Consider the following 15,632-nt stretch of genomic DNA (forward strand, 5'->3'; position numbering starts at 1 on the left):
GTTAGGCAAGCCTCGCGTCCCACGGGTTTGAAAAATACGGAATTTCCCGCATAACGTGTAGAGCCTGCTGTCTTGCGTGGCAAGGCCGCCGGGCAGAGCGTTCAAACTGGAACACCGGTGTTATGGTCTTGTTTACCCTGAGATAACAAGGCCGTGGACGCAGCCGGATGACGTCTCCGGATTAACCACAAGGCAAGGCCGTTCCTGCGATGGGGGGCTCTGGCGTGGACGCTGGCTGGCTTTGACGGTATTTAACTAGATATTTACCGAAAGGCTCCGGTTGGCCGCGCACATTGTTGCTGGCCTGAGACCAACCGGTTCGCAGGTTCCTTTCCGGCGTAGTGGAGTTGACCCATGGACGAGCACCTGACGACCTTTCTGGAGCTCGGCAGCCTGGCGCCGGTGGCGCGGCTGACCGGTTCCGGGCGTCCGGCATGGATCTGGAACGCAGCGGCGGACAGCATTCTGTGGGCCAATGCCGCAGGCGCGGCCTTCTTTGATGCCACTTCCGCCGAAGACCTGGGGCAGGTGCCGGGACTTGAGCGGTCCCAGGCGCGCCCGCATCTGGCGCGGATCGCGGCTGAAGGCCCGGTTGGCAAGCCGGTGCTGGAGCGGCTGCGCTTCTACAAGGGCCTGCGCGCCATTCTGCTCACCTGCCAGTGCCAGCGGCTGGAACTGCCGGATGGCAGCTACGGCGCCCTGATTGCTGCTGTCGATGGTGCCGAGGCGCCGGGCGATGCGCTGGCGGCCTATACCAGCCTGTTGCAGGGGCCGGAGCACAGCGCTTTCATGCTGGACGCAAACGGCACCGTTCTGGCTGCTGCCGGGGTGCTTGGCACGCGGCTGACGGCCGGAGAGGCGGCGGGGTTCGAGCCGGACACCGGCACCTTGAGGATTGCAGGCGCCTTTCACGATGCCCTGCGCCTGCCGCTTCCCGATGGCCGCAGCCTGATGCTGGTTGATGATCAGCCGCTGGAGCTTGATGCCCCGGATGAGGTTGAGACGGCAGCCCCCACAGTTGAGGCCGCCGTGTCTGAGGCCGTTGAGCGGACCGCAGACGAGGACGCCCGGAGCGGGGAAACCGCGCCCGAAGAGGCGGCGGAAGCCGCCGCTCCTCAGCCTGTTGAAGAGCCGGTGTCTGTTTCTGATGCGCCTGCCATGGAAGCAGCTGAAGCACCCGTCGAAGATGCCACGGCATCTGAAACGCCCGCGCGTTTCGAGCCCCGGGAGCGCTCCGTCCGTTTTGCCTGGAAGATGGATGCGGATCAGCGCTTCACCTTCGTCTCGCCGGAGTTCACCGATGCGCTGGGCCCGGATGCAGGTGCCATTACCGGCATGACCTGGGCCGAGGTGGCCAAACGCTTTGACCTTGATCCGCGCGGCAGCATCGCCCGTGCTCTGCTGCGCCGCGATACCTGGAGCGGCAAGACGCTGGACTGGCCTGTCGATGGCGGGCGCCTGCGGGTGCCGGTGGATATGGCGGCCCTGCCTGCCTTTGACCGCCGCCGTGTGTTTGAAGGCTATCGCGGCTTCGGCGTGGTGCGCCTTGGCGACGCAGAGCCTCAGGCGGGAGCACCTGTGCAGGCCATGCCGCTGGCAACGGAAGCCGCTGAAAGCCCAGAGCCTGCCGCCGCAGAACCCGCCGTTGAGACGGTGTCCGTTGCAGAGCCGGCGCCTGAAGCGGGAACCGCCGGGGCTCAGCCGGAAGTCGTTCTGGCGCCGGAGCCGGAACTGGCTGATGAGGCGGCTGGTGAGACGGTTCCCGGCGGCGTTGAGGCCGTGGCCGGAGACGAGGCAGAAGAGGCCGCTCCCGTTGCGGACGAGGCAATGGAGCCCGAGCCTGAAGCTGAGTCTGACCCCGAAGCCGTTTCCTCCGCTGAAGAGCTACCGCTGGATACTGATCAGCCCGGCGAGGATGAGGCACCTGAAGAGGCTGACGATGACGAGCGTCCGCAGGCCGTAAGGTCAGTGTCCCCGGCCCGCAGCTGGATTGAGGATATCAAGGCAACGACCGCGGCCCGCAAGGCGGATGCGCCGCGTGACGCGGATCTTTTTGGCGATGCGCCGAAGGTCGGCATAACCGGTGATCAGCCGCTGAAGCCGAAGGAAATCGAGAAGGCGGTGCGTACGCTCGCCCGTGAGTTTGATGCGGCCGTCGAGCGCCGGGCTGCGGCCCGTGAAGCCGCCAATGCAGCGGCCAGCGCGGAGCCGCGCGCCTACCGCCAGAAAGTGGAAGATACTCTCCGGGAAGAGACGGCCGCCGGGGCCGCGCCGGAGCAGGAGGCGGTCCCGCAGCCGGAAGCAACGGTGCACGACGCAGCCCCGGAGGCTTTGGCTCTGCCGGACACCGGTTTCGCAGCCGGAGAAGAGGCGGTTGACGCCGCTGAAGACGTGACCGCCGTTGAGGCGGAGGTTGACGCTGAAGCGGCATCTGAAACCGGAGCTGCCGAAGCTCAGGACGAACCTGCCCTTGAAGAGGACGCTGACGCCCGGCAGGACGAAACTCCGGAGCTGCTGGCTGACGAGGCCGGTGACAGCGTTGCCAGCGAGGTTGCGGAGGCAGCCCCGGCGGCAGATGATTTTGCAGCGCTGGAACAGGCGATGCAGATTGCCGCCGCAGAGCCGGAGGCGCAGGTGGAACCGGACGCAGAGCCGGAAGGTGAAGCGGCTGCCGTTGCCGAACCTCAGCCTGAACCTGAACCCGAACCCGAACCTGTTGCACAGCCGCGTCCTGGCAGCCGCGTCGTGCCCTTCACCGGCAAGCCCACCCGCGTGGTGCCGGTGGATACCTCGCGCCTGACCAAGCCGGAGCGGGCCGCCTTCCGCAAGATCGCCGAAGCGCTGGGCGCAAGGCTTGAAGGCGACTTCGGCCTTGATGACGATACCGAAGAAGAGATTGCGGAGGCCGCTGCCCGGTTGCGCCCGGTCGCCCCGCCTGCCGCCCCTGTCGATCCGCGCCTTCTGGACCGGCTGCCCATCGGCATTGCCATCGTCCGCGATCGCGAGGTGCTCTACACCAACGAGACGCTGCTGGCGCTGCTCGGCTATCCCAATCTGGAGGCTCTGGACGAGGCCGGCGGCTTCGAGGCGCTGTTTGCCGGTCCCGATCATCTGCCGGGTGACCGGCTGGAAGGCACGCTGGATGAGACCATGAAGCTGCGGCTGGCCGATGGCCGGCTGAAGCCGGTCTTTGCCCGCATGCACACCGTGCCGTGGAATGGCGGGCGCGGGCTGATGGTTTCCATCATCGAATGCCGCCAGCCGCCGGCCGGCGAGGCGTCTCCGGCGCCTGCTGCTGCCGTGGCTGCCCAGCCCTCTGCCATTCCGGCGGATGTAGAGCGGGAGCTTGCCCGTGCCCGTGAGCAGATTGCCGAGATGGACACGATCCTCGAAACGGCGACGGACGGCGTCTTGCTGCTGGACCGGTTCGGCACGATCCTCAAGGCCAATGGCTCTGCCGAAGCGCTGTTCGGGGCCGCGCGCGTCGATATCACCGGTGCGCCGCTGACCGAATTTCTCGCCCCTGAAAGCCACCGCTCGGCGCTGGACTACCTTGATGGCCTGTCCCGCAACGGCGTGGCCAGCGTGCTCAACGACGGGCGCGAGGTGATTGGCCGGGTGTCTTCCGGCGGGCTCATTCCGCTGTTCATGACCATCGGCCGGCTGGGGCAAGGCAATGATACGCTGAAGTTCTGCGCGGTGCTGCGCGACATCACCCAGTGGAAGGCGGCTGAGGAAGAGCTGACCAAGGCCAAGCGCCAGGCCGAAACCGCCAGCTCGCAGAAGTCGGATTTTCTTGCCAAGATCAGCCACGAGATCCGCACTCCGCTCAATGCCATCATCGGCTTCTCGGAAGTGATGATGGAAGAGCGTTTCGGCGCCATCGGCAACGAGCGCTACAAGGAATATCTGAAGGACATCCGCACTTCCGGCTCGCATATCATGAGCCTGATCAACGATCTTCTCGACCTGTCGAAGATCGAGGCGGGCAAGATGGACCTGACCTTCGCCGCCGTCTCCGTCAACGAGATCGTGCGCGAATGCGTGGCCCTGATGCAGCCGCAGGCGAACCGGGAGCGGGTGATCATCCGCGCCAGCCTGCCGGGCACGGTGCCCAATGTGGTGGCGGACCTGCGCTCCCTGCGCCAGATCGTGCTGAACCTTCTTTCCAACGCCATCAAGTTCAACCGCTCCGGCGGCCAGGTGATCGTGTCCTCGGCGCTGGAGCCCACGGGCGAGGTGGCGCTGCGGGTGCGCGATACGGGCACGGGCATGAATGCCAAGGATCTGGCCGCCGCGCTGGAGCCCTTCCGCCAGCTTCACACCGCCCGCCCCGGCAGCGGCACCGGCCTTGGCCTGCCGCTGACCAAGGCGCTGGTGGAAGCCAACCGCGCCGCCTTCCGTATCGACAGTGTGCCGGATCAGGGCACGCTCGTGGAAGTCATCTTCCCACCCCAGCGCGTGCTGGCAGAATGAGCTGAAGGCAGGCCGCATATTGGTGGCCTGTTGTGCTTGCCCACAGGGCAGGCGCCTCCATGTTGATGACGCTGCTTTTTTGCTTGCCGCCACAGAAAAGCTCGATTAGAAGACCGCTTGAAAGACGGACCGCAGCGCTGATGGTCCGCGCCGTTGTTTTGCTGGCCAAGGGCCTCGAACTCGCGGAAGCGCTGACGCGTGAGGCTTGCCCTCTCAGCCCGTGCAGACGTAGCTCAGTTGGTTAGAGCGTCGGATTGTGGCTCCGAAGGTCGGTGGTTCGAATCCACCCGTCTGTACCATTTCTCATTCCATGAATTATGTGTTTGAAGCGCCGTTGTCATGACACGGCTGTCATTCCGGTTTGGCGCGCAGCGGCAAGACCGGGATCTAGTATGCCCTGTCTTCGCCGTTACGGCTTCAGGGCTACTGGATCCCCACCTTCGTGGGAATGACGGGAGAGGCAGGGCATGTCGCACAACAAAAAACGCCGCAGGGATGAGCTGCGGCGTTTTTGGTGTCTTCCGTAAAGCCTCAGGCTTCCAGGATTTCGGTGGCTTCGATCTTGATGTCGAAGCCTTCGAGGCCGACGTAGTGGCGCTCGCGGGAGGAGAGAAGGCGGATGGAGGTGACGCCGAGATCCTTGAGTATCTGCGCGCCGATGCCAACCTCGCGCCACTGTTCCTGACGCACCTGCGCCGAACCGTGCTCTTCAAACTCGGCAGCTTCCAGATCCGTGCGCTGGCGGCGGGACTGGCGGGCAACGCCGACCGAACCCTCGCGCAGGAACACGATGACACCGCGTCCCCGGTCCGCAAAGCTCTTCATCACCGCGTCGAGCGGCTGAGCGGCGCCGAACACATCGTCCAGAACCGATTCCAGCTGCAGACGCACCGGCACGCTGCGCCCGTCGAGGATGTCGCCATAGACGATGGCGACGTGGTGCATCGGATCATAGGGTGTTGAATAGGTGATCGCATAGGCCGGACCGGCCACGGTCTGGATCGGCTGCTCGTTGACGCGCTCGATCAGCTTTTCCGTTCGCTGGCGCCAGGCGATGAGGTCGGACACGGACACCATCTTGAGGTCGTGCTCGGCAGCAAATTCGGCCACTTGCGCGCCGCGCTTGACGGTGCCGTCATCATTCACCAGTTCCGAAATGACGCCCACCTGCTCCAGGCCGGCCAGGCGGCAGAGGTCTACAGCGGCTTCCGTATGGCCGGAGCGGATCAGCACGCCGCCTTCCTTGGCGATCAGCGGGAAGATGTGGCCGGGGCGGACGAAATCGGACGGTCCGGCATTCGGGTTCGCCAGTCCGCGCACCGTGGCGCAGCGCTCATCCGCCGAAATGCCGGTGGTCAGGCCGTGGCGGTAGTCGACGGAAATGGTGAAGGCGGTCGACAGCGGCGCGTCGTTGTTCGAGACCATCGGGTCAAGGCGCAGGCGCTTGGCGGCGGCCAGCGTCATTGGCGCGCAGACGATACCGGAGGTGTGGCGCACGATGAAGGCCATCTGCTCCGGCGTCACCTTGGTGGCGGCAACGATCAGATCGCCTTCGTTTTCGCGGTCGTCGTCATCTGTGACGACAACAATCTCGCCGCGCTCAAAGGCACGGATCGCTTCGGCTACACGGGCCTGGGACACGGGATGCTCCTTGGTGATGGAAAGGCCGAGAAAGTCATTGGGCGTAACGCCGCCGCCGGTTGCCACGGCAATCTTGCGTGCCATGTCACGCGATACCCAGGCGCCGGGATCGTTGCACAGAGCGGTCACCGAAGCCGGTGACAGGCCAGCGCGCCGCGCAAATGCGCTGCGGCTTTCTCCGTTTGCTGCAAGCCAATGATCTAGTCTCATGCGCTGACGCTAGCGCATCGCGCTTTCAGCCGCAAGAAAAAGAACATCCTGTTTTCAGTTTCGCTGAAAGATTATCCAACCTGTCCGCGATGGCGCAGGAAATGGTCTGCCAGCACGCAGGCCATCATTGCCTCGCCCACGGGCACGGCGCGAATGCCGACGCAGGGGTCGTGGCGGCCCTTGGTCATCACATCCACTTCGTCCCCCTGCCGGGTCACCGACTGGCGCGTGGTGAGGATGGAGGAGGTGGGCTTCACCGCGAAGCGCGCCACAATCGGCTCGCCGGACGAGATGCCGCCCAGAATGCCGCCGGCGTGGTTGGAGAGGAACAGCGGGCGGGCGTTGCCGGCGCGCATTTCGTCGGCATTTTCTTCACCCGTCAGGCTGGCGGCAGCAAAGCCGTTGCCGATCTCCACGGCCTTCACCGCGTTGATGGACATGAGCGCGCTGGCGATGTCCTGATCCAGCTTGCCATAGAGCGGGGCGCCAAGGCCTGCGGGCACACCTTCGGCCACCACCTCGATCACCGCGCCAATGGAAGAGCCGGCCTTGCGGATGCCGTCGAGATAATCCGCGTAGAACGCCGCCATCTTCGCGTCGGGGCAGAAGAAGGGGTTGTTGTCCACTTCCGCCCAGTCCCAGTTGTTGCGATCGATCTTGTGCGGGCCCATCTGCACCAGCGCTGCGCGGATGGTGACATTCGGGATGATCTTGCGGGCAACGGCCCCGGCGGCAACGCGCATGGCGGTTTCGCGGGCCGAAGAGCGGCCGCCGCCACGATAGTCGCGGATGCCGTATTTGGCGTCATAGGTGTAATCGGCGTGTCCGGGACGGTAGCGGTCCTTGATCTCGGAATAATCCTTGGAGCGCTGGTCCGTGTTTTCCACGTAGAGGGAAATAGGCGTGCCGGTGGTCTTCTGCACGCCGTCCTCATCCACCATCACGCCGGAGAGGATCTTCACCTCGTCCGGTTCGCGGCGCTGGGTGGTGAAGCGGTTCTGGCCTGGCTTGCGCTTGTCCATGAAGCCCTGAATGTCGGCTTCCGTCAGCGGGATCAGCGGCGGGCAGCCATCCACGACACAGCCGATCGCCGGCCCATGGCTTTCGCCCCAGGTGGTGAAACGGAAGAGGTGGCCGAAGGAATTGTGCGACATGGAAAGCCTGTGGCTGATCGTAACAGTTCTGGGCCAGTGTCTTAGGTGGGAAATGCCCCGCGGTCAAATGGCCTGCGCGTTCTGAAGCTGCTGCTGCCGCTCCTTGAAGGCCCTTGCGGCAACGGAGAGCCCGCCATCGGCGCCATCCACGAAATGCACATGCTGGCGACCGGCCATGTCGGAGACAAGGCAGGTCATCAACGCGGTGTCTGACTGATGCAGGCCATAGATGATGCGCCCGGCAGCAAACTCCGCCTGCAGAAACGCCTTGAGGCCGCTGATCTGCTGCTCGTTCAGATCCAGCACCAGCCGCAGCGTGTCATCGAACTTGCGGTAATCGGTGTTGGTCAGCATGTCCTGCATATATTCCGAAGGTTTAAGCGGCCCTATGGTCCAGCCGGTCCAGCGGGAAAAGCGCACGGCCGCCACGCCGAGAATGATCTTCAGCACCTCTTTCAGGCGGAGTTTGCCGCCGCCGAGCAGCCGGGCTTCCCGGGCCAGGGTGTCCGGGGCCGCACGCAGCGACAGGGCTTGCGGCGTGACCGGGGCCTCCGGCATCTGCGCTGCCTGCGGATCGCTGCCCGTTGCCTGGCGCAGGCCGCTCATCAGGGTCTTGAGCGCTGCCGGATCGCTTGTCGTCGCAGGCCGCACCATCAGGCTGACCATCTGCCCATGGCGGGAGGGCAGGGGCTCCCAGCGGCAGGAAAAGCCGGTGAGGTCGGGATCGGCGGGGGCCTCGACGCCGGAGAGGAAGGGGTGCACCGCGTCCGGATCCTTCAGGATGGTTTCCGCAAGCTGCAGCCCGTCGCCGGAGAACATGGCCAGATAATTGCCGGGGCTCAGCTCGAACTTGCGCACCAGCACATCCGTGCCACGGGCGCGCAACGCGCTGACGGGGATGAGTGCCGTGCGCAGATCCAGCGAAAAGACCTGTCCGGCCAGCCGGGCGACACCGGCCAGCGCCTCGGCCGCAATGCCGCGCGCTTCCGGCGGCACCAGCACGGTGGCACCATCGCCGCCGAAGACGAAGGGCACCTGATCGACGCCGAGCTTGTTGGTGAGGGCGGAAATCACCGCCACGCCTACCATGTTCACATCCTTGTAGCGCCCGGCTGCAATGGCGGCGGTGGACTGCAGGATGTCGGCGATGCAGACAATCCAGTCATCGGGAACCGGGGCATAGCCGCCTGCATCGGCAACACCGGCAAACTCCGTGAAGGCCGGGAGGAGGGCATAAAAACTCGCGGGACTGCCGGTCTGTGCGCCGATTTTCATGATGGTGGCATGCCTTCCTCCGGTGATATCCCTTTCCTGCCAAGAAAACGCCTTCAGTTTCCCTTACAGGTTTGCTTAAAGTCGTGCCGGTGCTTCGCATGCTGACATAGGCAGGTCATGGAATGCGGGCAAGGACTGGACGGCCAAACCTTCGGATGCCCTACCCATGGCGGACCTGCCATGAGCGGCCGGCACCCGCCGAGAGACCGGAGAAGAGAATGAAGCATGTGCGTGCAGGTTTGATCGCCCTTGGCCTGTTTGGGCTGGTAAGTTCGGCAGCTCTCGCTGACGAAGCAACCGGGGAGATCGCCCAGATCAACGTGGACACCGCCACCATCACCATGACCGACGGGACGACCTACACCTTCCCGGTGGATTTCTTCGTCGATGACATCAAGCCGGGCCAGAAGGTGCGCGTCTTCTATGACGTCGAGGGCGGCCAGCGGAAGCTCTACGATCTGCAGATCGAAAGCTGAGGGCAGCCTCTCAGATCAGGCTGAGCTTTCCATCTTTCCACAGATAGACAACATCCTGAGGCACATCGAGCCTCGGGATCTCTGCAGGGGCAATGTCCTCCAGCAGGCCGCGCAGCACCCGGATCACGCCGCCATGAATGACGGAGACCGAGGGCTCCGTCTGCTCGGCAAGCCAGCCGCTGATTCGCTGCGACAGCATGGCGTAGCTTTCGCCTTGCGGCGGCACGAAGCCCCACTTGTCGGACCGGCGCTGCGCAACGAGCTCGGGATCGCTCGCCGCCAGTTCCTCAAGGGTGCGCCCTTCCCAATCTCCGAAGGTGATTTCCTTGACGCGGGGCTCCAGCTCATAGCCTCCGGCGGGCAGACCCATGGCCTCGCGCATCAGATCCATGGTCTCGCGGGTGCGGCCGAGGGGCGAGGCGATGAAGCGCAGTTCCGCCGGATCAATGCCTTCATGCGCCAGGAACGAGGCCAATGCCTGGCCGTTGCGGCGGGCCTGAACACGGCCTGTGTCATTGAGCGGAATGTCCTTCTGGCCCTGCATCCGGCCTTCCGCGTTCCAGTCGGTCTGGCCGTGACGGATGAAGATGAGCAGTTTGGAAACTTGCAGCTTCATGCGGAGCGTTCCGGTCTCGGTGAGGTCGGCCATGAGGTCTCTTTCGGGAAGATACGCAGCGGGCGGGGCACTGGATGCTGCTGTGCGAGAATGCCATGGCTTTGTAAACAAGCCATGTGCCCGGCGGAAGCGGCCCGGTAAATTTTGCGAGACCGGAATGAGGGCAGTCCAAATGCAAAAAGGGCACCCGGTGGGGTGCCCTTCAATCATGCTTCAGGTCCGGACCTGAAGATCACTCCTTGACCACCGAAATATCCGGTGCGTCCACGGCCTTCATGCCGACGACGTGGTAGCCGCAGTCCACATGCTGCACTTCGCCGGTGATGCCACGGCCAAGGTCGGACAGGAGGAACATGGCTGCATCGCCCACTTCCTCGATGGTGACCGTGCGGCGCAGCGGGGCGTTGTACTCGTTCCACTTCAGAATGTAGCGGAAGTCGCCGATGCCGGAGGCGGCGAGCGTCTTGATCGGACCGGCGGAGATCGCGTTGACGCGGATGTTCTGCGGGCCGAGGTCAGCCGCCAGGTACTTGACGCTGGCTTCCAGAGCCGCCTTGGCCACGCCCATGACGTTGTAATGCGGCATCACCTTTTCAGCGCCGTAATAGGTCAGCGTCAGCACGGAGCCGCCATCGGTCATCAGCTTTTCGGCGCGCTGGGTGACAGCGGTGAGCGAATAGACCGAAATGTCCATGGTGCGGGCGAAGTTGCCCGGCGTGGTGTCCACATAGCGGCCGGTCAGCTCTTCCTTGTCGGAGAAGGCGATGGCGTGGACGAGGAAATCGAGCTTGCCCCATGTCTTTTCCAGAAGGGCGAACACGTCGTCAATGCTGGCAGCGTCGGTGACGTCGCAATGGCCGGCGACGATGGCGCCCAGCTGTTCGGCCAGCGGCTCGACGCGCTTCTTAAGGGCCTCGCCCTGGTAGGTGAGGGCGATTTCAGCGCCTGCATCCGAGAGGGCCTTGGCGATACCCCAGGCAATCGACCGGTTGTTGGCAACGCCCATCACGAGGCCGCGCTTGCCTTTCATCAGTCCGTGCGTTTCCGCCATGTTTTTCTCCAGATGACTTCCTTAACCGTCTGCCCGGCGGGCTGGCTTCCTATGGCACACGCAGTTGCCCGCTTCAAGTCTGCTGCCGCGCCTGTGGCAAAGCTCCGGCTGGACCGGCGGCCTGCGATATGATAGCGGCGCGCTGTCGTCAGTTTTGCCCCCCTGCCGGGGCCGGACCTTCAGGGAGCCCGTCATGGCCGATACTGCCCACGCCGCCCGCTTTGCCGAAATCATCGGCGCTGCCAATGTTCTGACTGCTGCCTCGGACAAGGCGCCCTACCTCGTGGAGTGGCGCGATCTTTATCAGGGGGTGACCCCGATGGTGCTGCGTCCCGGCTCCACGGCAGAGGTCAGCGCGGTGCTGCGCTATGCCGATGAGCAGGGGCTCAAGATCGTGCCGCAGGGCGGCAACACCGGCCTCGTCGGCGGCCAGATCCCGCAGGAATCCGGGGATGAGATCGTCCTTTCGCTCGGCCGCCTCAACAAGGTGCGCAACGTCGATCCAGACGGTTTCACCATCACGGTGGAGTCCGGCGTGGTGCTGGAAGCGCTGCAGCGCGAGGCGGAAAAGGTTGGCCGGCTGTTCCCGCTTTCGCTCGGCGCGCAGGGCTCCTGCCAGATCGGCGGCAACCTCTCCACCAACGCCGGCGGCACCGCGGTTCTGGCCTATGGCAACAGCCGCGATCTGGTTCTCGGCCTCGAAGTGGTGATGGCAAACGGCGACATCTGGAACGGCCTGCGCGCCCTGCGCAAGGACAACACCGGTTATGATCTGAAACAATTATTTATCGGCGCAGAGGGCACTCTGGGGGTCATCACGGCTGCCACGCTGAAGCTTTTCCCCAAACCGAAGAAACTGGAAGCCGCCTTTGTTGGTCTGGCGAGCCCGGAAGACGCGCTGCAGCTCTTCTCGCTCGCCAAGGGGCAAGCCGGACCGATTCTCACCGGCTTTGAAATCATGCCGCGCATCGGCCTGGAGTTCTGCCTGCGCCATCTCAGTGGCGCCCGCGATCCGCTGTCCGGCAGCCATCCCTGGTATGTGCTGATGGAACTTTCCTCGGGTACCGAAGCCTTCCCTGTGCGCGACCTGCTGGAGTCCATTCTGGGCGAGGCCTTCGAGAAGGGCGTTGTCGAGGATGCAGCCTTTGCAGAAAGCCTGCAGCAGGTCAATGACTTCTGGCACATCCGCCATGGCATGTCGGAAGTGCAGCGCGCCGAGGGTGGCTCGATCAAGCATGACGTGTCCGTGCCGGTGGCCTCAATCCCGGCCTTCCTCAACAAGGCGATCGCCGCCGTGGAAGCCATGGTGCCCGGCTGCCGCCCAGTGCCCTTCGGTCATCTGGGCGATGGCAACATCCACTTCAACGTCAGCCAGCCCATTGGCGCCGACAAGGAAGCCTATATCGCGCGCTGGGACGAGATGAACGAACTGGTCCACGGTATCGTGCACGAATTCAATGGCTCCATCTCCGCCGAACACGGCATAGGCCGCCTGAAGCGCGATCTGATGAAGCAGGTGAAGAGCGAGCTGGAACTCGACCTGATGCAACGCATCAAAACCGCCTTCGACCCGAAGAACACCCTCAATCCGGGACGTGTGCTGTAAGGTAACAAAGAGTGGGGCTGGCCTGAGTTTAGCGACGAGTGTGTTGCGGGACTCGGCCGGCTTCTTTCTAACGGACTAGAGGTAGGCCGTAAGCCCCACAGTCTCCGTCTTGCCATGGTCAAGCCATGGCAAGACGGAGAGAGGACGAGAGGCGCGTGCCTTTCCGCCAATCTCTGCCCCTCAAATCCCCTTCAGTGTTTCCCGGGCGATGATGAGGCGCTGGATTTCGCTGGTGCCTTCGTAGATCGTCGTGATTCGGGCGTCGCGGGCGTAGCGCTCCAGCGGATAGTCCTTGATGTAACCGGCGCCGCCATGGAGCTGCAGGGCGGTGTATGTGGCTTTCTGCGAAGCTTCCGAGGCGAAGAGCTTGGCCATGGAGGCTTCGCGGGCGAAGGGGCGGCCCTGATCCTTCAGCCATGCCGCCTGCAGGATGAGAAGGCGGGCAGCTTCCAGTTCGGTTTCCCGGTCGGCGATCATCCACTGGATGCCCTGCATGTCCGACAGGGGTGCGCCGAACTGCTGGCGCTCCTTCACATAGGCCTTGGCCGCGCTCATGGCGGCACGCGCAATGCCGAGCGACAGGGCGGCGATGCCGATGCGCCCGCCCGCCAGTTCTCCCACCGCAACGCGGAAGCCCTGGTTCTCCTGCCCCATCAGGGCAGAGGCGGGCACGCGGCAGTCCTGAAACAATACCTCGTTGGTGGCTGAGCCCGTCTGGCCCATCTTCCTTTCCGCCTTGCCGATGATGAGCCCCGGCGTGCCTGCCTCGACGAGGAAGCAGGAGATGCCCTTGCCCTTCGGCGCGGCGGGATCGGTGACGGCCCAGACGACGAAGACGCCCGCATATTCGGCGGAGGTGATGTAGAGCTTGGCGCCGTTGAGGATGTAGCTGTCCCCATCCTTCACGGCGCGGGTCTTCATGCCGGCGGGGTCCGAGCCAGCGCCTGCTTCCGTCAGGCAGAAGCCGCCGGCTGCATAGGTGCCATCGGTGAGCCTGGGCAGATAGGCGGCGCGCTGGGCTTCGTTGCCGACAGCCTGGATGACCTCGCCCAACATGTTGGTCACCGACACGGTGACGCCGGTTGAGGCGCAGGCCTGGCCCAGAGCCTCGACGGAGAGCGCAAAGGCCAGCGTCCCAGCTTCCGCACCGCCGTAGTCTGCCCGCACATTCAGGCCCATGAAGCCGTTTTCGGCCAGAGCCTTCAGATTCTCCAGAAACGCCTCGCGTCCGCCGCCGTGGTCCAGCGTTTCGGCCAGCGGCGCCAGCCGGTCCGCCGCCAGTTTGCGGGCGGTTTCGGCGATGAGGCTCTGTTCCTCGGTCAGGTCGAAATGCATGGCTTTTCTGCTCCCGCAATGAGGCCGGATCCTGCGCGAAAGCTAGCGAAGGGGGCAGAACCTGTCCATTGGCCGGGAACCCTCCAAATGGCGGACAGCCGCCCTGCGAAATTTCCCCGGGATCTTTGCCCTCAGAACAGACTGCCCTGATTGGAAGCCGGTGCATCCGGCTTCGATGCGGCGGCTTTAGCTGCGCGGGGCTTCTTTGCAGGCAGCACGGTGCTGCTGCTGGCGGAAGAAGATGCGGGGCCGTTACTCTCCACCACTTCGGCGGAGATCTGACCGCCTGCCAGTTCGATGGAGAGCAAGGTGCCTGCGGGGGCATCGGCGGGGTTGCGCAGCGGCTGGCCATCGGCAGCGCGTACGAGCGCATAGCCGCGTGACAGCACATCCTTGTAGGACAGGGACTTCAGCAGCTTGGACAGACTGTCGAGCCGGGCACGCCGCTCCTGCGTCAGCTGCTGGCCTGTGCGGTCCAGCCGGGCGGACAGCGTGCCAATCCGCTCCTGCCCCAGCCGGATCTGACGGATCAGCGGAGCGGGCGTCAGGCGGCCGGAGACGGCGTTGAGCCGCTGCGACTGGCTGGCGATGGCAACAGTGAGGGCACGGGCCAGCCGCTCTTCGAGACCGGTCAGCCGGTCACGGGCCTGCGTGGTGCGGCGGGCCAGCGTCAGCGGTGTGAGCAGGGCTTCGGCGCGCATCAGCCGGGTGCGGTGGGCGCGGGTGTTGACGGATAGCCCCCGCTCCAGATTGCCGGCGGCAAAGTCAAAGCGCTGGCGCGGCAGGGCCAGAAGGTCACGCGGGGCGGGCAGGGCGGCGGCGGCAGCGCGCAGCTCCGTCCGGCGGCTGGCCACCAGCCGCAAGAGCCCGGCGGAAAGGCGGCGGTTCAGATCGTTGAGCGAGGCCATCAGCTCCGCCTTCACCGGCACGGCGATTTCGGCCGCGCCCGTGGGTGTCGGGGCGCGCAGGTCTGCGGCCAGATCGATCAGCGTCCAGTCGGTCTCGTGGCCGACAGCCGAGATCAGCGGGATGGCGCTTTCGGCAGCTGCCCGGACAACCGCCTCGTCGTTGAAGCCCCACAGATCCTCAAGGCTGCCGCCGCCGCGGGCAACGATGATAAGGTCTGGCCGGGGAATGGCCCCGCCCTCGGGCAAGGCATTGAAGCCGCGGATGCCGTTGGCGACTTCCGCGCCGCAGGTTTCGCCTTGTACGCGCACGGGCCAGACCAGCACATGCAGCGGGAAGCGGTCGGAGATGCGGTGCAGGATATCGCGGATCACTGCTCCCGTAGGTGAGGTGACGACGCCGATGACGCGCGGCAGCGTGGGCAGCGGCTTCTTGCGCTCGGGCGCGAACAGGCCCTCAGCTGCGAGCTTGCGCTTGCGCTCTTCCAGCAGCGCCATCAGCGCCCCGGCACCCGCCGGTTCCAGCGCATCGATGACCATCTGGTATTTCGACTGGCCGGGGAAGGTGGTGACCTTGCCCGTGGCAATCACCTCCAGCCCCTGTTCCGGCTGGATCTTCAGCTTGGAGACGGCACCTTTCCAGATGACGGCTGAGAGCACCGACCGGTCATCCTTGAGGTCGAGATAGATGTGCCCGGAGCCGGGCCGCGAGATGCGCCCCAATTCGCCGCGTACCCGCACATAGCCGAAAGCATCCTCAAGCGTGCGCTTGATGGAAAAGGAGATATCGGAAACCGTGAATTCGGCGATGTTGGAATTCGGGGATGCTTCGGTCACGCCACTCGTCCTGCCTGTTGGCGCCAAGGTGGACGGACGGGCCGCCGGGG

10 protein-coding genes and 1 tRNA gene are annotated in these 15,632 nt (G+C 64.7%); 4 read left to right on the forward strand and 7 right to left on the reverse strand.

Annotated features, from left to right (window positions below; all coding sequences use genetic code 11):
* The first annotated feature begins 354 nt into the window (after nt 1-354).
* Together ASC48_RS19925 and ASC48_RS06895 are read left to right on the forward strand one after the other, a co-directional pair.
* A complete protein-coding gene (locus ASC48_RS19925; RefSeq protein ID WP_055455031.1) occupies nt 355-4,476 on the forward strand; it encodes a histidine kinase dimerization/phospho-acceptor domain-containing protein in 4,122 nt (1,373 codons plus the stop codon).
* 222 nt (nt 4,477-4,698) lie between these two features.
* Nucleotides 4,699-4,775 (forward strand) — tRNA-His (locus ASC48_RS06895).
* Nucleotides 4,776-5,007: 232 nt separating this feature from the next.
* Here the strand turns inward: ASC48_RS06895 and ribB are convergent.
* From ribB to ASC48_RS06910, 3 genes are all read right to left on the reverse strand, one after another.
* Nucleotides 5,008-6,327: a 3,4-dihydroxy-2-butanone-4-phosphate synthase gene (gene ribB, locus ASC48_RS06900; RefSeq protein ID WP_055455032.1), complete on the reverse strand. Its 1,320-nt coding sequence runs from the start codon at nt 6,325-6,327 to the stop codon at nt 5,008-5,010.
* 71 nt (nt 6,328-6,398) lie between these two features.
* Nucleotides 6,399-7,481 (reverse strand): chorismate synthase, encoded by a 1,083-nt coding sequence (gene aroC / locus ASC48_RS06905; protein WP_055455033.1) that lies wholly within the window; start codon nt 7,479-7,481, stop codon nt 6,399-6,401.
* A gap of 63 nt (nt 7,482-7,544) precedes the next feature.
* Nucleotides 7,545-8,756, reverse strand: coding sequence for a DUF3095 domain-containing protein (locus tag ASC48_RS06910; protein ID WP_055455034.1), 1,212 nt, complete (start codon nt 8,754-8,756; stop codon nt 7,545-7,547).
* Between the two features lie 218 nt (nt 8,757-8,974).
* Here ASC48_RS06910 and ASC48_RS06915 point away from each other — a divergent pair, with 218 nt between their 5' ends.
* A complete protein-coding gene (locus ASC48_RS06915; RefSeq protein WP_055455035.1) occupies nt 8,975-9,232 on the forward strand; it encodes a DUF1344 domain-containing protein in 258 nt (85 codons plus the stop codon).
* 10 nt (nt 9,233-9,242) lie between these two features.
* Here the strand turns inward: ASC48_RS06915 and ASC48_RS06920 are convergent, their stop codons facing one another.
* On the reverse strand, nt 9,243-9,881 hold the full coding sequence (locus ASC48_RS06920) for a histidine phosphatase family protein (RefSeq protein WP_055455036.1): 639 nt from the start codon (nt 9,879-9,881) through the stop codon (nt 9,243-9,245).
* Nucleotides 9,882-10,080: 199 nt separating this feature from the next.
* Entirely contained in the window at nt 10,081-10,899 is an 819-nt protein-coding gene (gene fabI / locus ASC48_RS06925) for an enoyl-ACP reductase FabI (RefSeq protein WP_055455037.1), read from the reverse strand.
* Nucleotides 10,900-11,092: 193 nt separating this feature from the next.
* Between fabI and ASC48_RS06930 the strand changes: the two genes are divergently transcribed.
* Nucleotides 11,093-12,505 (forward strand): FAD-binding oxidoreductase, encoded by a 1,413-nt coding sequence (locus tag ASC48_RS06930; protein ID WP_055455038.1) that lies wholly within the window; start codon nt 11,093-11,095, stop codon nt 12,503-12,505.
* 180 nt (nt 12,506-12,685) lie between these two features.
* Here the strand turns inward: ASC48_RS06930 and ASC48_RS06935 are convergent, their stop codons facing one another.
* Together ASC48_RS06935 and xseA are read right to left on the reverse strand one after the other, a co-directional pair.
* A complete protein-coding gene (locus tag ASC48_RS06935) occupies nt 12,686-13,840 on the reverse strand; it encodes an acyl-CoA dehydrogenase family protein (protein ID WP_055455039.1) in 1,155 nt (384 codons plus the stop codon).
* 131 nt (nt 13,841-13,971) lie between these two features.
* The gene (gene xseA, locus ASC48_RS06940) at nt 13,972-15,582 is read right to left on the reverse strand and encodes an exodeoxyribonuclease VII large subunit (protein ID WP_055455040.1); all 1,611 of its coding nucleotides are present in this window, start codon (nt 15,580-15,582) and stop codon (nt 13,972-13,974) included.
* Nucleotides 15,583-15,632: the final 50 nt, after the last annotated feature.

The sequence above is a fragment of the Pannonibacter indicus genome, from assembly GCF_001418225.1.
Lineage (GTDB): Bacteria > Pseudomonadota > Alphaproteobacteria > Rhizobiales > Stappiaceae > Pannonibacter > Pannonibacter indicus.